Source organism: Moorena producens 3L (assembly GCF_000211815.1).
GTDB classification, from domain to species: Bacteria; Cyanobacteriota; Cyanobacteriia; order Cyanobacteriales; family Coleofasciculaceae; genus Moorena; species Moorena producens.
Genome location: NZ_GL890819.1, coordinates 76,284 through 101,286 on the forward strand (window position 1 = coordinate 76,284; position 25,003 = coordinate 101,286).

Below are 25,003 nucleotides of genomic sequence, written 5' to 3' on the forward strand. Positions count from 1 at the left end.
AGAGGTTGAAGGTTGAATGTTGACAAGGTTGAAGGTTTAATAACCAGCTAACCTGTAACCAGCTAACCTGTAACCTGTAACCTTCAACCTGATAACCTGATAACCTGATAACCTTCAACCTGATAACCTTCAACCAGATAACCTTCAACCAGATAACCTTCAACCTGATAACCTTCAACCTGATAACCTTCAACCAGATAACCTTCAACCTGATAACCTTCAACCTGATAACCTTCAACCTGATAACCTGTTCCCTATTCCCTGTTCCCTATTCCCTTTGCTATATGACTTAGAATGTCTACCGTAGCTTGCCCAGTTTTTTGCCAACTAAATTCACTGGCTCTAGCAAGACCTGCCATACGAAGATGCGATCGCATTTGAGAATCGGTTGCTACTGCTGCCATAGCTGCTGTGATTTCCTCAGGGTTGTAAGGATTGATTAATATAGCGGCATCTCCAGCTACTTCCGGTAAGGAGGAGAGATTGGCTGTAATTACAGGAGTACCGCAAGCCATTGCCTCTAATACAGGGATACCGAAGCCTTCCCAAAGACTGGGGAATACAAATGCGATCGCATTTCTAATCATGGTCGGTAACTGGTGCTGAGGAACATATCCCAGGAATTTGACCTGACTGGATATATCCAGTTGTTCCGCTTGGGCTTCCAGCAATGGTGTGTAGCGTTTATCCGTTGCGCCAGCAATCCAGAGTTGGTAGTCGTGGCAATTGGCTAGACCAGCGAAAGCCTCAATCAGCCGATGGAGGTTTTTGTGGGGGTCTGGGCGTCCGATGTAGAGAAAATAGGGACAATTTTCCCGGTTTTCCCGATCTTTTTCACCATCTACTGTATCCACATAATTAGGACTTACGAAATTTAGTTGGTTTTGCCCCCCTGCCCCCCAATTCTGGGGGGTAATGATGTCAAAGTCCCCCAGAATTGGGGGATTTAGGGGGCACTTGCGTAAGTCCTGATAATAATAGTGATTGGCATCGTAAGCCAGTAAGATCGGGGTGATTTTTGCGGCTGGAATCTCGAAGAAGTCAGTAAGGTCTCTAGCAGTAGCCCTAGAGTTACAGATGATGTGTTCTGCTTGACCAAGAACTTGGGGGATATAGTAGCGTTGGTAGGTAGTTAAGGGTGAGAAACCCTGGGGAAACCGTAACCCAATCAAATCATGAACCATTACCACATAGCGGCAATTGGTAAAGAGGGGAGCTTCTGGAACTGGAGAAAACAAAAGATGCGTTCGCAATTTTTTATAAATTCGCGGCAGTTGAAACTGAGTCCACAACAGACGGCGAAAATGTCCTTTCGTGCCTTGTTCAGGGCTTAAATTCCCTGGAATTGGGTAGCAAGTGTAGGTAGTAGCACTACAGAAACGGCTAGACGCAGTGGGAGAAATCAGTAGAGTAGGGTCGAGAGGTTTTAAATAAGGAAAAAGATTAGCGGCATAGTTAGCAATACCCGTGGGTTGGGAAAATAGAATCGAGAGATTAACCAACAACTGGCTCATAAGGAAAGAATTAAGAATTAAGAATTAAGAATTAAGAATTAAGAATTAAGAATTAAGTATGAGCTATTTGTAAATGCTATATAAGGCAATAGTAATTATAATTTTAAGGGAATCATCCTCAAAACAAATACTTTACATCATAAGTGCGATCAACGCTATAATTTTTGTTGACTTTTTTAAAAAAATTAACGTTACTTAACCCCTTTCTGTTCCCTACTCTCTACTCCCTACTCCCTATTCCCCTTACAACCAATTACCCACCAGAATAAAAGGTGCCCAAAACAGAGGTTCGTTAAACTTGGTATCCCCAATCAAATCTAGTTGGGCTTTCCTGACCGCTTCTGCTTTCGTAATTTCTGGCTGTTTTAGGTATTAGTAAAACTTGTTGATGAACATAGCAGTGGAGTCATCACGCACTTTCCACAATGTCCCTAAGGTAGAACGCGCTCCCGATTTAATCGCAAAACCCGCTAACCCTAACATGGCTTGATCATCCCCTTTAGCAGTTTGACAAGCACTAAGAACGAGTAAATCAATTTGGTCTTCTCCCAACAATTGTTGACTACGCAGCAGTTGCTCTAATTCTTTGACATTAATTTTATTTTCCCAGGTTAGTATAAAGGTCTCCTCAGCTTTGGAGCTAAACTGACCATGAGTTGCTAAGTGTATCACATTGGAGGTTTTAGTAGTTATTTCCTTAGAGGTTGTCTGAGAAGTCTCATTTGCTACATCCAAGCCCCCGTTGGTCCCCCAATTCTGGGGGACTTTTAGAAGCAAATTGACTCTTGTTCCCCCCAAGCGAGGGATTGCTCGCTTGGGGGGTCAGGGGGGCAAAATTCAGTATCAAAAAACTTGGGAGATATCCTCTTAGACACTCTCTCGCTAGTGAATTCTTGATTGAGCATGACTGAGTCTGGGTTCAAGCTTTTAGCAATTTGCTCAATTTTCTGCTTCACCCCTGGTAAAGCTTTAAAGCCTTGACGAGCTTCACTCAATCCCCCAGCAATTATACTAAATTTCTCTTTTCTTGACACTCCCCGCCCGCTTATGAGCGGGGATTCTTGGCTCTATGACTCGTCGTGGCTCTTTCAAACCGGAGTCAGAAAAAGTAGAGGACAAATCTCCCCAAGCGTTTAGATCCTAGATAATGGTTTCGGTGTGCCCCACCGTACCTTTTTTAGATGAATAGACAGATACTTTTTTATCTAAGTTTTTCATAGACGTTGTAGTCGTTAGACCAAATTACGCAATACGTATCTCATACATATTTTTTACGTTATCTACTTATTTTTAGATAGTATTTATCTAGCTTTTTAGTTTATTGTAAGGGTTTTTATTATAACACGCTCTGTGAAAACTGTCAAGTTTTAGCTGAAAAAGAAGGGAGCATCCCATTTTGGAAACAATATTACCCAAAGCAACGATATTTCAAGGGTTTCAGCCCCCTAAAAAGAGCTAACGTGCCAAATTGGGATGCTCCCAAAAAGAAAGCCGTCTCTAGAAGTTACCGTAAGAGTTAAGAAGCCTTAATTAATAAGTTTTAACCCTTTTGCTCATAGCCTGCTCCCAATAAATGCTTCTTAACTCTGAGGCGCGCGTCTCCTATAAGGACGGGGCTTTAAACCCAATTTTTTCGGTAACGGTTGTGGATCTAGCAGTTGCAACCCTAGAGACACGGAAATATTGTATTTTTCCACTAGATACTGCTCTCCATCGTGTAGGGTGAATCTCAGTTTTGCCTAATTGCAAAAACTGAGATTCACCCTCGCACCGCAAGTGAGAGACAGAGCTATAGCAGAAGTCAGAAGTCAGAAGTCAGAAGTTAAACTCAAGCCAAACTGTAGTTTGAGACTTTTGTCATGTCCTAACTGCCCTGGCGACTGCTATAAATGTATATTGTTGAGTTATCAAAAGTTTTATATCAATGAATTAACGTCACTATTTGGAGTCAATCGAAAAACTATATATAACTGGTTAAATAGATGGGAATATCAAAAAATAAGAGGAATATATAATCAAAAAGGTAGGGGCAGAAAACCTAAGTTGAATCAGGAGCAAAAGACATTTCCATAATACTATAGTAAACTTTTGCCTCTTGCCTCTTGCCTCTTGCCTCTTGCCTCTTGCCTTGTCCGTAGCGCTATATTAGATTACTTCGTACCATACAAGCGATCGCCTGCATCCCCAAGTCCTGGAATAATATAGCCATGGTGATCTAATTCTTGATCAATAGCCGCCGTGTAAATCACTACATCTGGATGGTGCTGTTGGAAATAGTCAAGCCCTTGCTGTGCTGCTAATAAGCACAGAAACTTAATTGACTTCGGGCTAACTTCCTTGAGTCGGTCAACAGCAGCAATGGCAGTATTACCTGTAGCTAACATCGGATCAACCACCAACACATCTCGCTGAGTCATATCATCAGGGAGTTTGAAATAATATTCAATGGGCACAAAGGTATGGGGGTCACGATACAAACCGATATGACCAACACGAGACGATGGGATGAGTTCTAGAATGCCATCTAACAGACCCTGTCCGGCTCGCATAATCGAGACAATCACCATCTTCTTTTCTGAAGCCAGCATCGGAGCTAGCATCGGCGCGATTGGTGTATTGATTGGTTCATACTTTAGGGGCAAGTCCCTTGTTACCTCGTATGCCAACAATAACCCAACTTCTTTAAGGAGTTTACGAAATTTGGCTGTACTCGTTCCAGCCTGACGCATCAGGCTTAACTTATGCTGCACAAGGGGATGGTGAATTACTTTGACATTATTGATCATCAGTGATTGATCATCAGTGATTGGTGGCGACCTATTTGACTTTAACAGAATGTGAGACTATTTCAAAAATAAACGGTTGCGTGGATAATTTGTATATGGCTAATTTTTAGATAAAGTGTGATTAGCGCATTAATTATTGCCACATAAATAATGATATAGCATTTCCGGCTGATTTATCATAACACCAAAAAATATTCCTATTTCCTGCTGTTCCCTATTCCCTGTTCCCTATTCCCTTTTTATATCAATCCTATGTTTACATCTCAACTAAAAATTCTATATTATGAATACTAAATTATTGAGTTATCAGCGCCTAACTCACCTGAGCACCGCGTTGGGTATGCTTTTTCTAGGAGCTTGCATGGGAAAACCCAACCTTATAACCCAGCAAAGGTTTGAGGTCAAATTCTTAGTCGGTAGCGCTTTAGGGCAATTCTGCGAGCAAGCAGCGGAGCAATTTAACCAACAACAGCCGAAATTAGCCAATGGTAAGGGGTTCTCTCTCAGCTGCGACACTAAAAGTAGTAGCGATGTGGTAACTAGTCTGACATCCCTGGCGCAACAACTCAAATCCCGTAGCCTTAAGCGTAATGCGCCAGAATTTCCTAGCTTAGTTTCGGTGGATGGGGAAATCCATCATCGTCAGTTAATCGATCAGATCAATCAGATTTTCCCAGGGCGAGATTACATCGGAGAGATTACCGATGCACCATTGTTAGCCCAGAGCCCCATGGTATTTATGACATCGGCAGAATTAGCCGATGGATTACGCCAGCAACCGGATTTGTACAAAGCCTTGGTGAATACCAAAACCCACCAGGAACTGGATCCCAAGAGCCCTCAATTGCCCATTCACCTTGTCCACACTGCTCCTACTGGCTCCAATTCTGGTTTACAAACCTTAGTGGTTCAATTTGCCAGTGTATCTGGTAAACGACCAGAACAATTAACAGTAGCAGATGTGCAGCGTTATCAGACACAGATCCAAGGGATACAAAGTAAAGTGATTCGCTATGGTGTCTCTAGCAGTTCCTTGGCAAAGGACATGGTAAAGAATGGTTCTTTTTGGGCATCGATTGGTTCAGTGTACGAGTCTTCAGTAATTGCTGCAAATTCCCATCAGCAAGCTGGGCAAAGCCGCTATCAGGCAGTGTATCCCCAGGCAACCTTTACCTCCAATATGCGAGCAATTTTACCCAAAGCCCCTTGGGTGAGTAGGCAGGAAAAGGCTGCTGGGCAACAGGTGATTGATTATTTGCGATCGCCCCAAGTCCAAAAAATTGCCACAGAACTTGGTTTAAGGCCAGGTGTACCAGAAGTGCCATTAGGTGCCAAGTTTTCTGCTCAATTTGGTGTTGACTCCAAGGCCAGATACGATTCCCTGAGTTCCCCTCAACCAGAGGTAGTGGCAGCAATGGTCAAGTCCTGGCAGGAATTTGCCAAAAAACCCTCACAAGTGGTGGTGTTGGTAAACTCTTCCGGTTCTATGTCGGGGAATAAATTAGCAGCGGTTCAAAAGACTTTGCGCGCATACATCGAGAGTTTAGGACCAACAGAACAAATTGCCCTGATTGATTTTGATTCCGAGATTCGTCCACCAGTATTGGTAGATAGCACCCCTCAAAAACGCGATCGCGCTATGGCGTTTATTCTTAATCTCAACCCTGACGGGGGTAATCGGTTATATGATGCTGCCCTCGAAGCCCGTAACTGGTTACAAAAGAATTACCAAGAGCGTGCCATTAATGCTGTGGTGATTTTGACCGATGGCGACGATTCTGATTCTAAGCTTCGTCTTGAGCAACTATCTCAAGAACTGGAAAAAAGTGGCTTTTCCAGCGATAATCGAATTGCCTTTTTCACTATTGGTTACGGTAACGAAGGAGAGTTTAATCCTAAAGTACTAGAACAAATTGCTGAATTTAATTGGGGATACTACCGTCAAGGGGATCCATCAACTATTTTGAACTTAATGGCAGATTTAAAACTGGAGTTTTAAAAATTATGAATTATGACAGATTAATTGATAATGAGTCGCTCTAAATTATAGAGCTATCGTTGATCAGCCAATGATTAAACTTAGCTTACCCTGTTTTATCCCATGTCTTTGCTAGTCGGTGGGTAAGCATATGCGCTACAGATGGTGCTACTTGAGGTGCGGTCAGCGGTCAGCGCTCAGTGGTCAGCGGTCAGCGCTCAGTGGTCAGCATTATTCCAATGCGTACCTGTTTTATTCAAAAGCACCTCAAGTAGCGCATTAGCTGAGAGCTCTCAGCTGAATGCTTACGTCGGTGGTGTACTACTCGTAGTTGCTTTCCGGTTTATACCGAGCTACTGTAGTATCCTGATTTAGGGTAAGTGTTGTGCTCAGTTTACCAGCCGCCTTATTCTACCGATATTATCCTCCAAGAATTTATTGCCCATGGTTCCAATCACCCAGATGTTGCCACCGTTTACCAAAGTATTGCTCTCCATCGGTAGCAATAAGCACCAGATAAATCAGGGTAAACCGGATCAACACTCAGCACTCAGCACTCAGCACTCAGCACTCAGCACTCAGGGCACCTGAGATAATTCAAATCCATAAGACCACCAAATTGTACAGCAATAGCAGATAATTGATTCTTGACGACCAATAAATAATTAATAAATGATAAAGACTGCATGGGTGTTTCCCGGACAAGGTTCTCAGGTACCAGGTATGGGAGTAGACTTATTAGACCTGCCCTCTGCAAAGGTTAAGTTTAAGCAAGCTGAGGAAATTTTAGGCTGGTCTGTCCTAGATATTTGTCAAGGGGAGTCCGATCAGTTATCTCAAACCCTCTACACTCAACCTGCCTTATACGTAGTTGAGAGTATCCTGGCTGATCTGCTCATGGAACAAGGGGAACGACCCCATCTACTAGCGGGTCACAGCTTGGGAGAATATGTTGCCCTCTACACTGCCAGGGTATTTAACTTTGAGGCAGGGCTACGCCTAGTCCAACATCGGGCTAAATTGATGGATAGTGCAACTGAAGGCATGATGGTTGCTCTGATTGGCTTCAAACGCCCAGAACTTGAAGAAAAAATCGAGCAGATACAGGATGTTGTTATTGCTAATGATAACAGTCCTGCTCAAGTGGTAATTTCAGGTAAACCAACAGCAGTTCAGGATTTGCTGAGTCAGATTAAAGTCAAACGGGCTGTTCCTCTAAAAGTGTCCGGAGCCTTTCATTCTCCCTTAATGGCTGAAGCAGCGGCTCAGTTCCAGGAACTCTTGCTGTCTGTCCCCTTTACTGACGCCCAGGTACCAGTATTATCGAATGTGGACCCTGTACCCACGGTCGAGGCAGCTACCTTAAAACATCAACTCCAGTCTCAAATTACTGGTTCAGTACGATGGCGAGAAATTTCTCTGAGGCTACCAGTGGAAGGAATTGAGAAAGTAGTGGAAGTCGGACCAGGTAAGGTGCTGACTGGCTTAATTAAACGGATGTGTCCGGAGTTAAGTTTAGAAAACGTTAATAGCATTGCTGATCTGCAGCAATGCTTAGCAGTAGGCTAACTCGAAGCCCTAACCTCGATCTGATTCATGTCTTGGATGGCGGCGCAATCCTATTTGACGCGCCGCTTTGGTGGAATTCGGCCAATAATTACCAAGGTGTAGGGATGGCAAGTGTGGCAAGTGTGGGGCGTGTGGCAAGTGTGGGGCGTGTGGCGAGATTTTTATTAAGGGTAATTATCCGGACATGATGTCAGGAGCGCGATGAAGCGTTCGCGTAGCGTGGCCTACGGCCTCAGCTTCCGCGCTTATGCGATCGCATATCGATCAAATCCAGAACCATTAGGTTTTTTTGAGTTTTTCAAACTTACCTAACATTCTTGATGCAGTCGCTTTTGAAATCATAAAAATATGAGAAAATGCAAAATCACAGAGTAAATAAGTAAGTCAGTTGACCTTCGATGGCTCGAAAAGGTCTCTGGATTGGTGGTCTCTAGACAAAAGATCAACCACTGTTTCCTTATGGCCACTAAACTGACTTGTGCTGAGTTACCCCTGACCAGTCTAACACCTTGACCCAAGGGGTTTCGGTTAGGGGAAATGTCAGCATTCAGCTTTCAGCATTCAGCTTTCAGCTTTCAGGGACCACTGACCACTGACTACTGACGGCACCTCAAGCAGCGTGCGCGTAGCGCATATGCTTACTCAAAAACTTGTACCTTACTAGCTTAAAAAGCGCTATATTTTCTTAACCATATTCCTAAAACAAATCACTTTTATTACCAAAGGAGTTGCCGATGCTTGAAATAATGAGTATTCACAAAGCGGATGAAATCATTCAAATAAAAAAACCAAAAAATGGAATAGTTTATGGCAAAATGGAAATTACTATCAAAATTAACGAGTTACCGACAGCAAAAACTGTTAAAAACGGCTGGCAGGAATTTAGTGTTGATTGTGATGGCACGATTTTTACGATTAAGGTCAAACCTAAAGTTTGGAAAAAAATCACCACTGCTAATCAGATGTATTCCATGTGGGTGGCTGTTATTACTGGCAAACTGGGAGCCAAAATTAACAAAGGGTTTCGGGTAGAGCAACCAGGCATTCAAGTATTTGAGAAAAAACCCAAGGCACCGAAACCAGATAAAGCACAACTACAAGTACAAGCACAGGAACAACTACAAGTACAAGCACAGGAACAGCGACAGGAACAAGTACAAGCCCAATCACAGGAACAACTACAGGAGCAGCTAGCTCAATCACACGAACAGCTAGAAGCCCAATCACAGGAACAACTACAGGAGCAGCTACAGCAACAGCTAGCCCAATCACAGGAACAGCTACAGCAACAGCTAGCTCAATCACACGAACAGCTACAACCACAAGCCTAAGCAAAGACCAAGAATTGGGCGGTGAACTGATTTAATCTGAACAGTTATTATCAAATTTCGTTAATCGTTAATTGAGAATTAATAATTTTAAATTAACGATTAACAATTAACAATTAACAATTAACAATTAACAATTAACCTGGATTCCTGCTCCGGCGGGTCGGTTCGTCAGCCACCAAGCCAGAAAAGGTAATGTTATGCTAGCGTAAATGGCTAATTGTTCATAGAGTTCATTGGTTTACAGGCTTTAGCCATGAGCGATTTCCTATAGGCTATCTCCATATGAGCGATCGCATAACTCATATCCTTCTGATTGATGATGACCCAGTATTCCGATTGGGTCTCACGACTGCCTTGCAAGCCTTCGAGGAGCTGCTAGTTGTAGCTGAGGCTGATACTGGCACAGAAGCCCTATCAAGATTAGCGGCACTAGAGGCGACCAACTCCGTGGATGTGGCAATTTTGGAACTAGCTTTGGGTCCCCCTAATTCAAGTGAAGGGATAGCCTTATCAGGATTGCCACTGTGTCAGCGATTACAGCAGGAGTACCCTAACTTGCCAATCTTACTACTGACCAGGGAATCTAAACCCACCGTGCTAGCAGCAGCTCAAGCATTGGGTGTAAATGGGTACTGCCCCAAAGGAGTAGCGATCGCTACCATTCTTGAAGCCATTGGTCAAATTATTGAGGGTCAATCCTATTGGCAGACACTGTCTAACTTACCTACTATATCCTATAAAGGTGCAGGTTTTGCTCCCTGGTATCAACAGTGGCGTAACTCAGGATTCCAACAATTTGAAGCAGCTTTAGCCCAGGTCAATAGTCAGCTGCAAAATCCTCGTCTTTCCAATTGGGATTGGCTGTTTTGGACTGGACGCCGTCGAGAACTATTGGTAGCCCGTTGGCTGGCGGATCAGCTATTACCTGCTAGCATCATTCTGGTGGAACCGTCACGGGAGAGTTCCTTAGTTCCAATGCCTAAACCGGAAAGCTCACTGACTGTTGCGCCAAGGGCTCAATCCCAGCTTAGCCCTAAGGCACCACTAGTTGATCGAACATTTGAGCGAACATTTGAGCGGACAATGGTAAAACTTCAATCCGGTTTATCCAACCTCTCTGGTGTTCCCCTAGAAATTGACATTCTCCAAGTAGAGAAAAGAGCAGAGTTACTTGGTTTAGTCTTCCAAACCTTTGAAGCACTTGTTGAAGATTTGCGCTTGTCTGAAGTAAAACTGGAACATTTACCTCAGAAGCAACAGCTGATTCTGAAAGATCTGTGGGAAGCATCAATCACAGATTTCTTCGGCAAGTATTATACCTTGTACACGGACAATACACAACTAGAAGTTGTCACTATTTTGCTGGGTAACTATCCCATCGTAAAAAAGGAAATTATTGATAAAATTCCTCTAGTTATTGACTTATTAGCTCATCGGCTATTTGAGAAATCATTAGTAATTGATAATGTCTCCTATCCTGCCCAGACCCCCGAAGCAATTCAACGGTCAGAATTTCTCCTGGACAATTTAATTATCCAAATTGCTAATGGGGTGATTCAACCGTTATTAAATCAATTGGCAGATGTAGAAGTTATTAAGGTAAATTTTTATCATAAAAATCTAATGTCATCCCGGGAAATAGCCCGATTTCGCAATAATCTATCCTGGCGATATCGCCAAGATCAACTATTTGGTGAGCCACAAGCAATTTTCGAGAGTCGATATGATTTATTTATCCTAACTGACACTGGCATTAAACAAACTAGTATCTATGCTCCCCGACGTCGAGAATTAGAAAAGTTGCGAGGTTTTCAGCTAGCTGTGACTTTAGCCTATGAGCTACGGGATGCTCTTTCTCCCCGTCTGCAAGCGGCTGTTACTTGGATTGGTAATGGCGTGGTGTATCTGTTGACCCAAGTCTTTGGTAGAAGTATTGGTCTAGTAGTTCGTGGTGTAATTCAGGGAATTGGTAGTAGCGTCCAAGAGGCCAGGTTTGGGAAAAATCCTGGACGTGGAAAATAGGGGAAGACAGGGAAGAGGGGAAAGTAAAAAAATACCATGACATCCGGCATTGGGACTGATTCAACCCTCCCCACCTAAACAATTTTAGAAAACAATTTTAGAAGCCCCTGCCTTTAGGCATAGGTTTCATGACTCATTCACAGCCACACCATTTTTGCCATTACTCTGAGTATGCTCTACTACTTCCGAGCCTAGAGGATTAGCTTGATGCTGAGATGGTGGCAAAGCGGGTTCTAATATTTCCCAAGCCTCTTTGGCAATGGGCAAATACTGATCGTGAGCTGCTTTGGCTTCAGCAAATTTTGTTAAGGTTTTGGCAAAATTTCTATCCGTTGCCAGTTTCATATGTTCCGGTGTCAGGGGGTCTGGGGAAAATAAGGCTTCGATCACTGGCCGTAATTCCACCGCTTGTTGGTAAGCTTGTTCCAAGTTGACCCTTAAACTTGCTAAAGATGCGATCGCTTTTACTGACTGAATAATCTCTGCTTCCTCACCATCTGTACTACCGGTAGCTAGTGGCTCAACTAAAATCAAATCGTCAGCACTTAAGCCATCGGCAAAGCTATCCTCATTGACCGTAGTGTCTTCTGAGTCTTCCATGCGCCGTTGAATCTCTTGGATAGCTTTGGCTCTGTTTTTAGCATTGTCGGTTCTGCCTGGGACTTCAACGATGAAGCCGAGTTCCTTTAAATCCTTGGTTGTATATTGCACCGTAGCTTTTGACATAATGTTTACCCTAGTTTCGGTATCCGATTAGATTAATCCTACTTAGATTAATAGTACGCCTGATCGAGTTCCCCATGGAACATGGTTACCCCCAAATCAGCTCTCAGCTCTCAGCTCTCAGCTCTCAGCCATTGGCCAACGGCTGACGGCTTACCACTGACCACTGACCACTGACCACTGACCACTGACCACTGACCACTGACCGCTGACCGCTGACCACTGACCACTGACTGCTTACCGCTGACCGCTGACAAATGACGGTCTAGCTAAGAATTTTTGCTTACTGAGTATTTATTAACTTTTGTAAAAATGAGTGTTCAAGACCTAGAAAACTGATATATACGTCGTTACACTATGCAAAGTGTGTGTTTATACTGATGCGTGAAAGTATTAACGGTGTGAGGCTTGTGGAACCTAGATGATTCCGATCCAACTAACTCTAAAAAACTTCCTCAGCTACCGCGACGCAACTCTAGACTTTCGGGGTCTTCACACTGCCTGTATTTGTGGTCAGAATGGAGCCGGGAAATCGTCCCTGCTAGAAGCCATTACCTGGGCGATTTGGGGACAAAGCCGTGTTGCTTCGGAAAACGATATCATCCATACTGGGGCGAAGGAAGTCCGAGTTGACTTTATTTTTCAAAATAATCAACAAACCCATCGAATTATTCGGACTCGCCATCGGAAACAGGGGACTTCCCTAGAGTTTCAAGTGGAAACACCAAATGGTTTTAAGTCTTTAACCCAGAAAGGAGTACGAGCAACTCAATTATTAATAATAGCGAATCTGAAGCTAGATTACGATACCTTTATCAACTCCTCTTACCTGCGTCAAGGTCGAGCTGATGAGTTTATGGTCAGGCGTCCCAGTGAACGGAAACAAATTCTGGCAGATTTGCTCAAACTAGACCAATACGAAAAATTGGCAGACCAGGCCAAGGATTTGTCAAAGCAGTTGAAAGGTCAAGTAGAACAGCTAGAGCAAAGTTTGCAGGGTATTAAGGAACAACTGGGAGAACGGGATGCGATCGCACAGGAAACAGCTACCCTGGAAACTGCCTTACACCAGCTGCAACAAGACCAAGACCAAGACGCCCAACAACTCAAAAAACTACAAGCGATCGGACATCAGCGGAATAGCTGGGAACAACAGCTGAACTTTGTTAGGACACAATATCTCAATCTCACTCAAGATTGCGATCGCATACAACAAGACATTGCTACTGCTGTTGCTCAACAACAACAACTTTCTGAACTACTCTCTCAAGACCAACAAATTACTGCTGGTTATGCCGAATACCTCCAGCTACAAGAACTTGAAGAAAGTCTTGCCGCCAAATTACAGACTTATCAGAAAGCGCAACAGCAACGACAACAACTCCAACAGCAGCTCGATCAACAAATTAATCAACTTAATCTGCAAATCCGTGATATCCAAGCTCAACTAGAAGCCTTGGGTACTCAAGAGCAAGAGATTCAAGATACCCTCTCCCGTTCAGGGCAAGTGGCTACAGCCCTCGCACAACTTAAGCAAGTTCGTGAACGGCTCAAGCAGCTAGATAATTTACAACTAGAAGTCTCTCCCTTGTTGCAACGTCGTGGGTCTATCCAAAGCGAACTTGACCGGGTTCAAGCCAGACTCAGTGCCAAATTAGAAGAACTGGTTTCTTCTGAAAAACAGTTATCCCAGCAAGTAGCAACAACACCTCAGCTGAGACAGGCCGCACTGCAGTTAGAGGCTGAACTTGGGGAATTAGAGAAAAAGCGGGTCTACCTGTCTCGGTTACAGGACAAAGGACTAGAACGTCGAGGCTTTCGAGAACGCCTCCACGAAAACCAACGTCGCTATGAAAAATTACTGGGGGAACTGACCCAAAAAATCCAATTGCTGCAAGTTCAGAACGCGGTTTGTCCCTTATGCGAGCAGCCTCTAGATGCAGCCCATTCTGACCGGGTGATTCAGAAAACTACTGCTGAGCACAAGGATGTTCAAGATCAATTCTGGGTAGTACGAGAGCAGCTAACAGTTTGTGAACGAGAACTTCAGGTGTTGCGCCATGAATACTCCCAAATTTCCAAACAACTCTCTCCTTATGAAGAGTTGCTAGAACAACGGGGACAACTAGCAGCACAACTAGAAGCCACTGACGAAGTTTACGACCGACTCTATGAAGTATCAGAGGAAAAGAAAGAACTGCAACAATCCCTTAGTATTCCTGGTTATGGGGTAGAATTACACGAAGAACTCAGGCAACTCGACCTCCGAATCCAACAGCTCAACTACGATGAACAAACCCATGCTCTAGCACGGGGGGAAGTAGACCGCTGGCGCTGGGCTGAAATCCACTCGGCTAAGCTAGAAGAAGCAAGGCGGCGTCAGAAAAAAATTGATGCCCAGAAACCACAGCTGCTTCGAAAGCTGGATACTCTTCAAGCCTCAGTGCATCAGTTACAAACCAATTCCCCGTTGAAGCAGCAATTGGATCAGCTGGATCGATACATAGCTGAGATTGGCTATAACTTGGATGCTCATAATCAGGTTAGAGCCTCGTTGCGTCAAGCCCAATCTTGGCAACTGCCTTATCAGGAATTACAAACTGCCCAAGAGCAACAGCCCCAAGTCGGTCAACGCTTGGCAAGCCTAACTCAAACCCTCCAGAGCAGACGCTCTAATCTCAAGGAGGTTAATACACAAATTGAGGACATTGTCAAGCAAATGGAACAAAGTCCTGATGTCACTAGAGACCTCCAAGCTTTAGAACAGGGGATGAAGCAGCGCCGACAGCAAATGGATAAACAACTATCCCAGCAGGGGCGTCTCCAACAACGGTTGCAGCAACTGGAATCCCTGCAAAGTCAGTATCAACAGCAACTCGAAAAGCTCCAACAACTCCAGCGGCAATATCGGGTGTATCAGGAATTAGCGATCGCATTTGGCAAAAATGGCATCCAGGCTCTAATGATAGAGAATATTTTGCCTCAACTAGAAGCCCAAAGCAATCAAATTTTGGCTAGACTGACTGGGAATCAGTTACACATCCAAATTGTGACCCAAAAGGCCGGGAGTCGGTCTTCTAAGAAAAAAACTAAGCTGATTGATACCTTAGATATTTTAATTGCTGATGCCACTGGTACTCGACCTTATGAAACCTATTCCGGTGGTGAAGCATTTCGGATTAATTTTGCCATTCGTCTGGCATTAGCACAACTGTTGGCCCAACGCTCAGGAACATCGTTGCAAATGTTGATTGTGGATGAGGGGTTTGGCACCCAAGATGCCGAGGGGTGTGAGCGATTGATTGCAGCAATTAATGCGATCGCATCCGATTTTGCTTGTATTCTAACCGTGACTCATATGCCTCAGTTTAAAGAAGCCTTTCAGACCAGGATTGAAGTATCTAAGACATCCCTTGGCTCTCAGTTAAGTTTGACCATGTGATCAATGCTAATATTTGTAGCAAAGGGAGTCGGGAGTCGGGAGTCGGGAGTCGGGAGTCGGGAGTCGGGAGTCGGGAGTCGGGAGTCGGGAATAGGGAATAGGGAATAGGGCATCAATAATTATAACAATTCCTACATGGATTGCTAATAACTGATATAGCACTACGCATTAAAGTTAGGACATTGATACAAGTAGCAAAAGCTGTTCTAGTAAGCTATTGCCTATTGCCTCTTGCCTCTTGCCTTCCCCTCCTGGGAGGGGTTAGGGGTGGGTTCCTCTTGCCTATTGCCTCTTGCCTATTGCCTAGCGCTATAGCTAATAACTGATTGCTGACGGCTGTTCGCGTAGCGTGCGCGTAGCGCTTAAGCTGATAGCCCTACAAAATCAAATCCATTGCTGTTTTTATAATTTCCTCGCGCTCCACCATTTTAGCAATTTCTTCAGCTTCATAAGTTCCTTGAAATGCTTCTAATGAGGCTCGATCTAGAGCGGATTCATAGGCATCTTCTAAAGTTTCTAATAATTCCTCTTCGGTTAGATAAGTTCCTTTAGCCTTGTGGCGCTTATTAGTCCGTTGAATTTGTTTAACCGCATTGCGGATTGATACTTCCCAAGATTTAGTCGTTCGTTTCTCAGCAGCTTTTTTAATTAGATGTAACAGCAGAATAATTCCGTAACTAAATAGTTTATTCAGTTTATCCGATTTGCTCATCTCCTCCAATTCTTCAATCAGTTCCAGGGCTTCAGGGATTTTGCCTTCGTAGAGCAATTCCTTTAGAGTCATTAATTCTTCCATTGGCTATTATTCCTCCGCTTTTAAATTGACCCGTCGCGACTAATACTGGAATAACCAAAGATAGTTTGTAAGCATTCAGCTAATGCGCTACGCGCACGCTACGCGAACAGCCGTCAGCCGTCAGCTCATCAACGGGAGGTAGTAAACAAGCTGGGGGGTGCTGGTACGGCTGCTTGAAAATCCCTGCTCGTTTTACTCAGCTGATAGCTGATAGCTGAGAGCGGAATACTTACTTATGAACTACATTCAATTCCCGACTCCCGACTCCCAACTCCCGATTTCCAACTCCCGATTCCCGACTCCCGATTCCCGACTCCCGATTCCCGATTCCCGATTCCCGATTCCCTACTCCCTACTCCCTACTCCCGATTCCCTACTCCCCTTAACCCATTACCCATTACCAAAATAACCGTAAAATTGCCCAATGTCTCCAATTAGGCTATTCAACTAATTCCGCAATTGTACGGTTATTTTAATCTTGAAATAGCTTCTACTATAGTAATATCTCAACCAAAATCCCGGCAGTATAGAGGCTGTTATAAACGAGCTAGTTTCGGGTCTTTTGTTGACTAACGTTAGAAAGACGGTAGGACGATAACTAGTCCAACGGGAATCAACTATCAGGGCATCTACACATAGGGTTGCAAAAAGGTTGTTGTAAACTAAGAAGCTGATTTAACTGTTGGCTGTAAACTGTTGACGACTTACTGACAACAGTTTACCACAGGCTAAGAGTACAAATGACGCTAATTGGATTATAGCACCTCTAATCAGGGTTGCATCTACTTTTTTTCTGGTTTATTATTACTTAGTTTAGAGTTTATTCCGGAGAACCTTTATAAATTCTTGCTTGCTGCTGAGGTGTTATCCATGCTCCTCTTGAAAACTGGGTTTGAGGGGGTAAAAACTGCTTTTGCAGTGGACTATATTCCAGAACCTCTCCCGTTTCTATCTTATAGACCCAGCCATGAAGCCGAATTTCCTCACTTCTGAGTCGAGATTGAATAACTGGGTAAGTACGTAAATTTTGTAGTTGGTTAAGGACGTTTTCCTCCACCGCCCCATTCAGGAGTTCATCACCTTCATAGTCTTGATAGTGTTCTTTGATAATCCGGCGAGTGGCTTCGGCATGCTTGAGCCATTGGTAAACGGCTGGCATGTCCTCTTCTAGCTTGTCGATTTTCAGTAAACCTTTCATCGCTCCACAGCGATAGTGACCGCATACGACAATTTCATTAATGCCTAAGGCATAAATAGCATACTCTACTGCTGCTGGTTCACCCCCATTACTTGCTCCATAAGGCGGTATGATATTCCCGGCATTGCGGATGATGAACATTTCACCAGGCTCAGTTTGAGTAATCAGACTCGGGTCAATGCGAGAATCTGAACAGGTGATGAATAGTACTCTGGGATGCTGCCCGTGAGACAGTAACTCAAATAGGTCTCGGTGGGTCTCGAAGTAATTGGTCTGGAATTGATGCAGACCTTGAATCAACTGCTTCATTTCAGGCTTACAGCTAGATGCTCTATAATTGGGATCTTCAATAATTTTATAGGCAATAGCGGTCTTAAATGACTTTTAGGTTTGTATTTCGGTAAGCATTCAGCATTCAGCTATCAGCTATCAGTTATCAGCTATCAGCTATCAGCTATCAGCTTATGCGCGTAGGGCATAGGCTTACCAGGTAAGTATTGGTTTAATCTCTGTTAGGTCTGCTGACCGCTGACCGCTGACCGCTGAATGCTGACCGCTGACCGCTGACCGCTGAATGCTGACCGCTGACCGCTGACCGCTGAATGCTGACCGCTGACCGCTGACCGCTGAATGCTGACCGCTGACCGCTGACCGCTGAATGCTGACCGCTGACCGCTGACCGCTGAATGCTGACCGCTGACCGCTGACCGCTGAATGCTGACCGCTGACCGCTGACCGCTGAATGCTGACCGCTGACCGCTGACCGCTGAATGCTGACCGCTGACCGCTGACCGCTGAATGCTGACCGCTGACCGCTGACCGCTGAATGCTGACCGCTGACCGCTGACCGCTGAATGCTGACCGCTGACCGCTGACCGCTGACCGCTGACCGCTGACTGCTGAATGCTCACGCCAGCATACTGATAGTATTGATTGAATTGCTACGGAGAGGGAGGGATTCGAACCCTCGTTAAAGTTGCCCCTAAACAGCATTTCCAGTGCTGCGCCTTCAACCACTCGGCCACCTCTCCAGGTAAAGTATTCAGTTAGAGCTTTGAATCTTTTTCAACTCATCGCCCGATTTCTGATTATACAGAAAATTATATAGGAAGTCAATGACTCAATCGTACACCATTCAGATTCATAATCGCCAAACTGGTGCTAAGCACAAGGTAAACGTGCCAACTGACCGCTATATCTTGCATTCCGCAGAAAACCAGGGTGTGGAGCTACCCTTTGCCTGCCGCAATGGAGCTTGTACCACTTGCGCAGTGCGAGTGTTGGCTGGAAAAGTCTACCAACCGGAAGCCATGGGACTATCTCCACAATTGCGGGAACAAGGCTATGCTCTATTGTGTGTGAGTTATCCCCGGTCAGACCTAGAGGTAGAGACTCAGGATGAAGATGAAGTGTATGAACTTCAGTTCGGTCGATATTTTGCTAAAGGTAAGGTTCGGTTTGGGCTGCCACTGGATGAGGATTAGGAAACTAGCCAAGCAGAGGTACAGTAGAGCGGGGAGCCTCCTTAGTTGCTTTCTGCTCTTGCTCGGGGGATGCCAATTGACAAATGTCCCCAACCAGATTGAAGCTCAAGTGCAAAAGGTGATCAGTGGACACACGGTGGATGTGTTGATCACCAATCAAGATCCACCATTAATGGCAAGAATCCGGATGATTGGTATTCAGGCACCAAGCTGGAAACAAAAGCCTTGGGGAGATCAGGCAAAAACCTGCTTAAAGAAGATCCTCAGTGAAACTAGTGATCAACAATCGGTTATTTTGGAGCTGGATGTCGAGGAAAAAGACCGCTATAGCCGCTGGTTAGCCTATGTATGGCTAGATGGTGTGTTGGTCAATGAGCAGTTGGTAGCTCAGGGCTGTGCCTTAGCTTCACCCCTAGTTCCTAATAACAAATATGATGATAAAATAGCCCATGCTCAAGAATATGCCAGAATTATGGGCTATGGGATTTGGAACCCAGATCAGCCTTTGCGCTTGACACCAGCAGAATTTCGCCGTCAAAATCCTTAGTGGTTATTAGTTATTAGTCATCAGCTATCAGCCATCAGTTATCAGCTATCAGCTATCAGCTATCAGCAATTAGCTATCAGCTATCAGTTATCAGCTATCAGTTATCAGCCTATGGGCTACTTGCAATCAGTACTTTTGAATAAAATAAGCTGACCGCTGACCGCTGACTGCTGATGGCCATGCTAGTTAAGGTACTTTTGAATAAAATAAGCTGACAGCTGACCGCTGACTGCTTACGGCTGATGGCCAAGCTAGTTGAGTTACTTTTGAATAAAATAAGCTGACAGCTGACCGCTGACTGCTTACGGCTGATGGCCAAGCTAGTTGAGTTACTTTTGAATAAAATAAGCTGAGCGCTGACCGCTGACTGCTGACTGCTTACCGAATTAATTCATAAACTACAGGTTATCTGCTCAATGACAGAACATACCTCCGAACAACTACAAACTTTCCTTGATATTGCCGCTAAAGCTGCCACTGCTGCTGGTGATGTTTTGAAAACTTACTGGGGCAATCTCAAAACTGTAGAAGAGAAAGGTCGTCCTGGAGATTTAGTCACTGCAGCTGATAAAGAAGCAGAAGCAGTAGTCTTAGATATACTCAAAAACGATGTGCCAGACCATTCGATTCTGGCAGAAGAATCCGGTCAACTGGGAGACAATGAAAGTAAATACCTATGGGCGATTGACCCCCTGGATGGTACTACTAATTATGCCCATCAATACCCCATTGCTGCTACCTCTGTGGGGTTGTTGATTGACGGCAAGCCTCAGGTGGGAGCAGTATATAATCCCTTTCGGGATGAGTTATTGTGCGCAGCTGTGGGCTTAGGGGCAACCTGCAATGGTCAGCCAATCCAGGTTTCCCAAGTCTCTGACCTGGGTAAGAGCTTGTTAGTCACTGGATTTGCCTATGACCGGCGGCAGACTTCCGATAACAACTATGCCGAGTTCTGTTACCTGACTCATCTGACTCAAGGCGTTCGCCGTAGTGGTTCTGCATCCATCGATTTGTGTGATGTTGCTAGTGGACGATTGGATGGCTATTGGGAACGAGGGCTTTCTCCTTGGGATGTAGCCGCTGGTATCGTTATCCTAGAAGAAGCTGGTGGTAAAGTTACTGCTTATGATGGCAGTCCTATTGATATTAATTCTGGGCGGATTCTGGCAACTAATGCCAAGATTCACGACAGTCTCAGTGCTGCCTTGTTAGAGACACCACCTTTATCGTCTTGGAAATAAAATATTAAGCTATTAGCTATCAGCTATCAGCTATCAGCTATCAGCTATCAGCTATCAGCTATCAGCATTAAGCTATCAGCTATCAGCTATCAGCTATCAGCATTAAGCTATCAGCTATCAGCTATCAGCTATCAGCATTAAGCTATCAGCTATCAGCTATCAGTTTTCAGCCAAAGGCCAACGGCTGACCACTGACGGCTGACCGCTGACCGCTGACCACTGACCACTGACGGCTGACCGCTGACCGCTGACTAATTATTTATAATAATAGATGTAAACTCGATTAACTGGCGTCCATGAGTGACGCATTTTTTATAGCTAATATCTACAATGTCTACAATCTCTACAGAAAATGTTGCTCAATTTTTCCATGCTATTTCTCTACAAGAAGATTTAAAACAGCAGCTAATAGCTACTAGAAATCCAGAAGAGGTAGTTAAGGTAGCACAGGATTACGATTTTAAGTTTACCGTAGCTGACTGGCAACAGTTTATCCAGGGGCATCACTCTAGTCAGCCTACCAGTGATACTTTTAAAAATGAAATAATAGGATTAGATGTTACTGAAGAACAGTTAGATGCTTGGTGGAAATTTGCTTGGGAAACAGGAGATATCAATCTGATCGGGTGGGTTTATGACAAGAGAGATGCTATCACTTGGGTGCAATTGCTAGATGAGTTTAAAGTAATTAAAAAAGACGATTAATTGTCAGCTATCAGCGGTCAGCGGTCAGCGGTCAGCGGTCAGCGGTCAGCGGTCAGCCTTCAGCGGTCAGTGGTCAGTGGTCAGCGGTCAGTGGTCAGCGGTCAGGCTGAAAACTGATAGCTGATAGCTGATCGCTTAAGATTCAATCACTCCATTAATCAGTAACGCTGCTTTAGTTTTGTCTAAAATAACTTTTTCATAGGTTTTGATCGACTCGTTATGAATGGGTGTAGCCATGAACCTATATTGACTGGACGTTGTTAGTTCATCAATCTTCAGGTGAGTCGCCATCGGGTCTTCTATCTGATACTCTTTCTCGAAGTAAAGTAAGCTAATTGTGGTCAGGTGTATTCGATCAGCAATAGCAGCAGCAAGCAATCGATAAAAACGAGCTGCAAAACGGGGGTCTTTCTCTAGTTTATGGGTTAATTTAGCTCGATCAATTGACCACACAATGGAGTCTTCTAAAGCTTTAACTGTAGCGGAAGGGGGATGATCTTTCACAAAAGACATTTCTCCGACTACTTCACCGTTGGATAATCGAGCAATTTCCCGACTTTTCCAAGCTTCAACGGAAACGGTTAAGATGCCATCTAAGACAATGTAGAGTGCATTGATAGATTCTCCTTCATGAATCAAGACATGACCAGCTGGAATTTCTTTACTGCCTAACCATATACTGCTCAGGGTTCCAGTTAATAATGGCTCACCACTTTTGGCAGCAAAAACCCAGGCTGGATTGGTTTCTCCACCTTTGGATGTGATCTGGTAATCCATGATGGTGAATTCATCAGTTTTTTCGTGATTGATATCTCTCCTGAGATTTAATTCAGTGCCAAGGTTGAACTCAATTTGATGGGAAGTAGGGTCTAAACCCATGGACATCTTATTGTCATGGTGAATTTTACTACCTTGCTTTGACCTTCGCTTTTTCTCTATGGAAACTTTAAAATCATCATTGAAACCACGGTGATAATAGGGAAGTTTGCCATTGGTTAAGTTCAGCCTTAGCTCTCCACCGGTTAGCCCAAGTTTGATGCTACCACCGGGTAGTTCTAAAAATTGATCATGAAAGTTTATAGTTAAGAATAGGTCAATTTTATCTGGCTGAACGATAGTCCCCTCTAATTTCATGAACAGGCAATCTTCGTATTTATTATCAATTTCAATAGTTTCTAGTTCTTTTCGCAAATCCTGCGTTATTACCATGCCAGTTGAAATTGGAATCATGAAGTTATTTTGATTAAAACCTAACATAATAATTTATAGTTTTTTAATCTATGTTGATCAGAAATTAAGATTTACGAAAGCTACAATAATCCTCGATTTATTCCGAGAAATTACTGAATTAGTAAGCAGTCAGCTGTCAGCGGTCAGTGGTCAGCTTTCCGTAACTCAGATTAAACCAATGCTTACCTATTTTAGGCGTTGCTGAATAATAGAATGATTTGAAGAGTAGGTGCGCGCCTCCTAGGGCGAGTAAATCGCCCTTGGGTCACACCTGTAGAATGGGCATCTTGGTGGAACGGGCATCTTGCCCGTTATCAATATCTGGTCGAGCGGGCAGGATGCCCACTCTACTGCTATTCATTACTTGATTCAGGAACGCCAAAAGCCAAGCTAGCTAGCCACAGTTAATCTGAAACGACATAAAGGTAAAGTTGAGCGGTGTGAAACCATTTTATAACAAAGCTAAACACTTTTGGTTTCACATCCGCTCCAATGCCATATTAGGCCAAAAAAAGGGGAGCATCCCAATTTGGCACGTTAGCTCTTTTTAGGGGGCTGAAACCCTTGAAATATCGTTGCTTTGGGTAATATTGTTTCCAAAATGGGATGCTCCCAAAAAAAGTTGCTTGGTGGTGGTTGGATTGAGGTATAAAATCCAATTTACAAGATTGCCGACCACTCAAACTTCTTGATGGGCAAATTATTTGTAGAAGGTTTTTCCTTCCTCGACAAGTCCTAAGCTTTGGAGGGTGTCGTTGATAGCATCCATCATACCCACGTCTTGCAGGGTTCCTTTACCATTTACTACGCGACGCAGAGCGACATAGAAGGTAATTTCCCCAACCGCCATTTCGTCGGTCTTGCTACCGCCAGAAACAATCTTCTGAGCATAATAGTTTAATTTTTCTTCGATCAAGTCATTCAGGTTCATTATTAGTTGTCTCCTTTGAAAGGTTCAAAATCCTTGCCTAAAGCCCTTTGATTGGGCCTGCACAGTAGCTTTTTGCCAACCGATCCTACCATGAAATGTGGGACAATGCTTACTGAATTACAGCAGTTTTCAATTGGGTGAGGAGTCGGGAATCGGGAATCGGGAATCGGGAATCGGGAATCGGGAACAGTTCAGGAGCAATTTAGGTTGACCCGGTGGGTGGAATGGGCATCTTGGTGGAATGGGCATCTTGCCCGTTATCAATATTTTCGGACGGACTTTCCCAACTGGCGAAGAGGTGGAAAATCAGGGCGAGCCCGTCTTATCACGCACCCTACGTACTAGGCTGGCTAATGCTAAAAATTAATTCTAAATTCTTCATTCTAAATTCTTCATTAGTCTATTGCCTTTTGACTTGTTCAGCGAAGCTTCCTAATTTCCTCTACAGGTATGCCAGTAGTTTGGCTAATCGTTTCATCATCCAAAAGAGGCAGAAGTTGGCGTGCAATTGTTTGGGCTTTTTCTTTCTCCCCTTCTTCTCTCCCTTGTTTCATTCCTTTTTCTATCCCTTGTTTCTCAGCAAAAAGAATCAGCCCTTGTTGGTCATGAATAAACATTTCTCGTTTTCCTAGTTCCTCCAACTCTTTTCTCGTTAAATTCGCCTGAGAAGCAATCCCAAATGCCTGTTGAAACTCTGGTATTTGTGCCATTTTATCTGGGACTGTATCTAAAGAAGGGGCATTTTTTAAAAAATACATCCACAACTCATCCAATTCTTCTAACTCCTCCAACTGTTTCTCAAATTTCGGTAACTCTACAAACAATAATTGTAAGTAATTTTCTACGTAGCTGATGTTGGTACTTTTTTCTCGGAACTCAAAATGATTAATTACCTGATTATTCTCAGGAAACATAATAAAATCGGTAATGGTCAGAGCAATCACTGGTTTGAGATAACGGTAGCCTTCCCCTTTACCTAATTGTAGTGAGTAAGCTTTAGCTGCGTTATACAAAACTCGACGAGCAAAAGACTCTACCTGCAAAACCTGCATTTCAATAATCACTAGAGAACCATCCTTCAGCTTAGCTTTCACATCCAGGAAAGAGTCTTTGAGGATTGGCAGAGGAGAAGACTGATAAGGATCAATAATTTCTAAATCTTGGATGAGAGGTTGATTGTGATAGACAAGAGCATTGAGGAAGCTAATCAGAATCGGCTTACTTTCCTGGGAGGCAAAGATTTTTTTAAAGGCAAAGTCGGTTTTGGGGCTGATGAATTTCATGGCTGATATTGGGCTGAGGGTGCCTTTACTAAAACAAGTAGTAGACTACAACTATAGCAATTCTAAGACTTGTGAGGTACAAATATCTAGGTTTTAGGGAGCAGGGAGCAGCGATGCAGCGCGGTCTTGGGGGTTTCCCCCATGAGCGACTGCATCAAGACGGGAGCAGGGAAGAGGGAAGAGGGAAGAGGGAAAAAAATCCTGTGAGCTTACACTCCCCATC

General features: G+C 44.0%; 23 protein-coding genes, 1 tRNA gene and 5 pseudogenes. 13 read left to right on the top strand and 16 right to left on the bottom strand.

Going from position 1 to position 25,003, the window contains the following annotated elements; all coding sequences use genetic code 11:
* Positions 1–254: 254 nt before the first annotated feature.
* The 3 genes and pseudogenes from LYNGBM3L_RS01150 to LYNGBM3L_RS45345 form a co-directional block, all read right to left on the bottom strand.
* On the bottom strand, positions 255–1,514 hold the full coding sequence (locus tag LYNGBM3L_RS01150) for a glycosyltransferase family 4 protein (RefSeq protein ID WP_008178032.1): 1,260 nt from the start codon (positions 1,512–1,514) through the stop codon (positions 255–257).
* A gap of 243 nt (positions 1,515–1,757) precedes the next feature.
* Positions 1,758–2,186, bottom strand: a pseudogene (locus tag LYNGBM3L_RS01155) (CHAT domain-containing protein).
* A gap of 95 nt (positions 2,187–2,281) precedes the next feature.
* Complete coding sequence (locus LYNGBM3L_RS45345) at positions 2,282–2,548, bottom strand: hypothetical protein (protein ID WP_008178035.1); 267 nt, start codon at positions 2,546–2,548, stop codon at positions 2,282–2,284.
* Between the two features lie 853 nt (positions 2,549–3,401).
* Here LYNGBM3L_RS45345 and LYNGBM3L_RS35655 point away from each other — a divergent pair.
* A pseudogene (locus LYNGBM3L_RS35655) lies at positions 3,402–3,572 on the top strand (helix-turn-helix domain-containing protein); the annotation flags it as partial.
* A gap of 92 nt (positions 3,573–3,664) precedes the next feature.
* Here LYNGBM3L_RS35655 and upp read toward each other — a convergent pair.
* On the bottom strand, positions 3,665–4,300 hold the full coding sequence (upp, locus tag LYNGBM3L_RS01165; RefSeq protein ID WP_008178037.1) for a uracil phosphoribosyltransferase: 636 nt from the start codon (positions 4,298–4,300) through the stop codon (positions 3,665–3,667).
* A 283-nt stretch (positions 4,301–4,583) separates the two neighbouring features.
* On the opposite strand from upp, the gene LYNGBM3L_RS01170 reads away from it, so the two are divergent.
* From LYNGBM3L_RS01170 to LYNGBM3L_RS01185, 6 genes are all read left to right on the top strand, one after another.
* On the top strand, positions 4,584–6,299 hold the full coding sequence (locus LYNGBM3L_RS01170; protein ID WP_008178039.1) for a VWA domain-containing protein: 1,716 nt from the start codon (positions 4,584–4,586) through the stop codon (positions 6,297–6,299).
* Positions 6,300–6,440: 141 nt separating this feature from the next.
* Positions 6,441–6,653, top strand: coding sequence for a hypothetical protein (locus LYNGBM3L_RS39375; RefSeq protein WP_131827278.1), 213 nt, complete (start codon positions 6,441–6,443; stop codon positions 6,651–6,653).
* A gap of 297 nt (positions 6,654–6,950) precedes the next feature.
* Positions 6,951–7,847 carry an ACP S-malonyltransferase gene (gene fabD / locus LYNGBM3L_RS01175; protein ID WP_008178043.1) on the top strand — a complete coding sequence of 299 codons (897 nt, stop codon included), beginning with the start codon at positions 6,951–6,953 and terminating at the stop codon, positions 7,845–7,847.
* Complete coding sequence (locus LYNGBM3L_RS42585; protein WP_154659640.1) at positions 7,829–8,035, top strand: hypothetical protein; 207 nt, start codon at positions 7,829–7,831, stop codon at positions 8,033–8,035. The genes fabD and LYNGBM3L_RS42585 overlap by 19 nt, the downstream gene beginning before the upstream one ends.
* Positions 8,036–8,581: 546 nt before the next feature.
* Complete coding sequence (locus LYNGBM3L_RS45350; protein WP_193374684.1) at positions 8,582–9,178, top strand: hypothetical protein; 597 nt, start codon at positions 8,582–8,584, stop codon at positions 9,176–9,178.
* 282 nt (positions 9,179–9,460) lie between these two features.
* Complete coding sequence (locus LYNGBM3L_RS01185) at positions 9,461–11,200, top strand: DUF3685 domain-containing protein (RefSeq protein ID WP_008178046.1); 1,740 nt, start codon at positions 9,461–9,463, stop codon at positions 11,198–11,200.
* 126 nt (positions 11,201–11,326) lie between these two features.
* Here LYNGBM3L_RS01185 and LYNGBM3L_RS01190 read toward each other — a convergent pair whose 3' ends face one another.
* Positions 11,327–11,926, bottom strand: coding sequence for a hypothetical protein (locus tag LYNGBM3L_RS01190; protein WP_008178048.1), 600 nt, complete (start codon positions 11,924–11,926; stop codon positions 11,327–11,329).
* 110 nt (positions 11,927–12,036) lie between these two features.
* Positions 12,037–12,180 (bottom strand): hypothetical protein, encoded by a 144-nt coding sequence (locus tag LYNGBM3L_RS45355; protein WP_165691872.1) that lies wholly within the window; start codon positions 12,178–12,180, stop codon positions 12,037–12,039.
* 164 nt (positions 12,181–12,344) lie between these two features.
* Between LYNGBM3L_RS45355 and sbcC the strand changes: the two genes are divergently transcribed.
* Positions 12,345–15,365: an exonuclease subunit SbcC gene (gene sbcC, locus LYNGBM3L_RS01195; protein ID WP_008178050.1), complete on the top strand. Its 3,021-nt coding sequence runs from the start codon at positions 12,345–12,347 to the stop codon at positions 15,363–15,365.
* A 6-nt stretch (positions 15,366–15,371) separates the two neighbouring features.
* Here sbcC and LYNGBM3L_RS42590 read toward each other — a convergent pair whose 3' ends face one another.
* A complete protein-coding gene (locus LYNGBM3L_RS42590; protein WP_154659641.1) occupies positions 15,372–15,527 on the bottom strand; it encodes a hypothetical protein in 156 nt (51 codons plus the stop codon).
* 214 nt (positions 15,528–15,741) lie between these two features.
* A complete protein-coding gene (locus LYNGBM3L_RS01200; RefSeq protein WP_008178053.1) occupies positions 15,742–16,161 on the bottom strand; it encodes a DUF29 family protein in 420 nt (139 codons plus the stop codon).
* Between the two features lie 235 nt (positions 16,162–16,396).
* On the opposite strand from LYNGBM3L_RS01200, the gene LYNGBM3L_RS42595 reads away from it, so the two are divergent.
* A complete protein-coding gene (locus LYNGBM3L_RS42595) occupies positions 16,397–16,570 on the top strand; it encodes a hypothetical protein (RefSeq protein ID WP_154659642.1) in 174 nt (57 codons plus the stop codon).
* A 411-nt stretch (positions 16,571–16,981) separates the two neighbouring features.
* Here LYNGBM3L_RS42595 and LYNGBM3L_RS01205 read toward each other — a convergent pair whose 3' ends face one another.
* The 5 genes and pseudogenes from LYNGBM3L_RS01205 to LYNGBM3L_RS01220 form a co-directional block, all read right to left on the bottom strand.
* Positions 16,982–17,668, bottom strand: a complete 687-nt coding sequence (locus tag LYNGBM3L_RS01205) for a carbonic anhydrase (protein WP_008178055.1) — start codon at positions 17,666–17,668, stop codon at positions 16,982–16,984.
* A 193-nt stretch (positions 17,669–17,861) separates the two neighbouring features.
* Positions 17,862–17,978: pseudogene (locus tag LYNGBM3L_RS49255) on the bottom strand (hypothetical protein); the annotation flags it as partial.
* Positions 17,944–18,204, bottom strand: a pseudogene (locus LYNGBM3L_RS35235) (exodeoxyribonuclease V subunit gamma); the annotation flags it as partial. The pseudogenes LYNGBM3L_RS49255 and LYNGBM3L_RS35235, both read right to left, overlap by 35 nt.
* Positions 18,140–18,352, bottom strand: a pseudogene (locus LYNGBM3L_RS49260) (hypothetical protein); the annotation flags it as partial. The pseudogenes LYNGBM3L_RS35235 and LYNGBM3L_RS49260, both read right to left, overlap by 65 nt.
* Positions 18,304–18,390 (bottom strand) — tRNA-Ser (locus LYNGBM3L_RS01220). The pseudogene LYNGBM3L_RS49260 and the gene LYNGBM3L_RS01220, both read right to left, overlap by 49 nt.
* A gap of 84 nt (positions 18,391–18,474) precedes the next feature.
* Here LYNGBM3L_RS01220 and LYNGBM3L_RS01225 point away from each other — a divergent pair.
* The 4 genes from LYNGBM3L_RS01225 (at position 18,475) to LYNGBM3L_RS01245 (ending at position 21,336) form a co-directional block, all read left to right on the top strand.
* The gene (locus LYNGBM3L_RS01225; protein WP_008178059.1) at positions 18,475–18,843 is read left to right on the top strand and encodes a 2Fe-2S iron-sulfur cluster-binding protein; all 369 of its coding nucleotides are present in this window, start codon (positions 18,475–18,477) and stop codon (positions 18,841–18,843) included.
* Positions 18,844–18,919: 76 nt separating this feature from the next.
* Entirely contained in the window at positions 18,920–19,390 is a 471-nt protein-coding gene (locus LYNGBM3L_RS01230) for a thermonuclease family protein (RefSeq protein WP_229414242.1), read from the top strand.
* A gap of 416 nt (positions 19,391–19,806) precedes the next feature.
* Positions 19,807–20,631, top strand: a complete 825-nt coding sequence (locus LYNGBM3L_RS01240) for an inositol monophosphatase family protein (RefSeq protein WP_008178066.1) — start codon at positions 19,807–19,809, stop codon at positions 20,629–20,631.
* 330 nt (positions 20,632–20,961) lie between these two features.
* Positions 20,962–21,336, top strand: a complete 375-nt coding sequence (locus tag LYNGBM3L_RS01245; RefSeq protein ID WP_008178068.1) for a Nif11-like leader peptide family natural product precursor — start codon at positions 20,962–20,964, stop codon at positions 21,334–21,336.
* A 135-nt stretch (positions 21,337–21,471) separates the two neighbouring features.
* Here the strand turns inward: LYNGBM3L_RS01245 and LYNGBM3L_RS34580 are convergent, their stop codons facing one another.
* From LYNGBM3L_RS34580 to LYNGBM3L_RS01260, 3 genes are all read right to left on the bottom strand, one after another.
* Positions 21,472–22,566 (bottom strand): cyclic nucleotide-binding domain-containing protein, encoded by a 1,095-nt coding sequence (locus tag LYNGBM3L_RS34580; protein WP_161603114.1) that lies wholly within the window; start codon positions 22,564–22,566, stop codon positions 21,472–21,474.
* Between the two features lie 700 nt (positions 22,567–23,266).
* Positions 23,267–23,497, bottom strand: a complete 231-nt coding sequence (locus LYNGBM3L_RS01255; RefSeq protein ID WP_008178072.1) for a hypothetical protein — start codon at positions 23,495–23,497, stop codon at positions 23,267–23,269.
* A 419-nt stretch (positions 23,498–23,916) separates the two neighbouring features.
* Complete coding sequence (locus LYNGBM3L_RS01260) at positions 23,917–24,780, bottom strand: Rpn family recombination-promoting nuclease/putative transposase (protein WP_008178073.1); 864 nt, start codon at positions 24,778–24,780, stop codon at positions 23,917–23,919.
* Positions 24,781–25,003 lie beyond the last annotated feature (223 nt).

Coding starts and splice junctions, on each gene's coding strand:
- LYNGBM3L_RS01150 (WP_008178032.1), bottom strand. CDS start 1,514: ATGAGCCAGTTGTTGGTTAATCTCTCGATTCTATTTTCCCAACCCACG.
- upp (WP_008178037.1), bottom strand. CDS start 4,300: ATGATCAATAATGTCAAAGTAATTCACCATCCCCTTGTGCAGCATAAG.
- LYNGBM3L_RS01170 (WP_008178039.1), top strand. CDS start 4,584: ATGAATACTAAATTATTGAGTTATCAGCGCCTAACTCACCTGAGCACC.
- LYNGBM3L_RS39375 (WP_131827278.1), top strand. CDS start 6,441: ATGGTGCTACTTGAGGTGCGGTCAGCGGTCAGCGCTCAGTGGTCAGCG.
- fabD (WP_008178043.1), top strand. CDS start 6,951: ATGATAAAGACTGCATGGGTGTTTCCCGGACAAGGTTCTCAGGTACCA.
- LYNGBM3L_RS42585 (WP_154659640.1), top strand. CDS start 7,829: ATGCTTAGCAGTAGGCTAACTCGAAGCCCTAACCTCGATCTGATTCAT.
- LYNGBM3L_RS45350 (WP_193374684.1), top strand. CDS start 8,582: ATGCTTGAAATAATGAGTATTCACAAAGCGGATGAAATCATTCAAATA.
- LYNGBM3L_RS01185 (WP_008178046.1), top strand. CDS start 9,461: ATGAGCGATCGCATAACTCATATCCTTCTGATTGATGATGACCCAGTA.
- LYNGBM3L_RS01190 (WP_008178048.1), bottom strand. CDS start 11,926: ATGTCAAAAGCTACGGTGCAATATACAACCAAGGATTTAAAGGAACTC.
- sbcC (WP_008178050.1), top strand. CDS start 12,345: ATGATTCCGATCCAACTAACTCTAAAAAACTTCCTCAGCTACCGCGAC.
- LYNGBM3L_RS01200 (WP_008178053.1), bottom strand. CDS start 16,161: ATGGAAGAATTAATGACTCTAAAGGAATTGCTCTACGAAGGCAAAATC.
- LYNGBM3L_RS42595 (WP_154659642.1), top strand. CDS start 16,397: ATGAACTACATTCAATTCCCGACTCCCGACTCCCAACTCCCGATTTCC.
- LYNGBM3L_RS01205 (WP_008178055.1), bottom strand. CDS start 17,668: ATGAAGCAGTTGATTCAAGGTCTGCATCAATTCCAGACCAATTACTTC.
- LYNGBM3L_RS01225 (WP_008178059.1), top strand. CDS start 18,475: ATGACTCAATCGTACACCATTCAGATTCATAATCGCCAAACTGGTGCT.
- LYNGBM3L_RS01240 (WP_008178066.1), top strand. CDS start 19,807: ATGACAGAACATACCTCCGAACAACTACAAACTTTCCTTGATATTGCC.
- LYNGBM3L_RS01245 (WP_008178068.1), top strand. CDS start 20,962: ATGTCTACAATCTCTACAGAAAATGTTGCTCAATTTTTCCATGCTATT.
- LYNGBM3L_RS34580 (WP_161603114.1), bottom strand. CDS start 22,566: ATGATTCCAATTTCAACTGGCATGGTAATAACGCAGGATTTGCGAAAA.
- LYNGBM3L_RS01255 (WP_008178072.1), bottom strand. CDS start 23,497: ATGAACCTGAATGACTTGATCGAAGAAAAATTAAACTATTATGCTCAG.
- LYNGBM3L_RS01260 (WP_008178073.1), bottom strand. CDS start 24,780: ATGAAATTCATCAGCCCCAAAACCGACTTTGCCTTTAAAAAAATCTTT.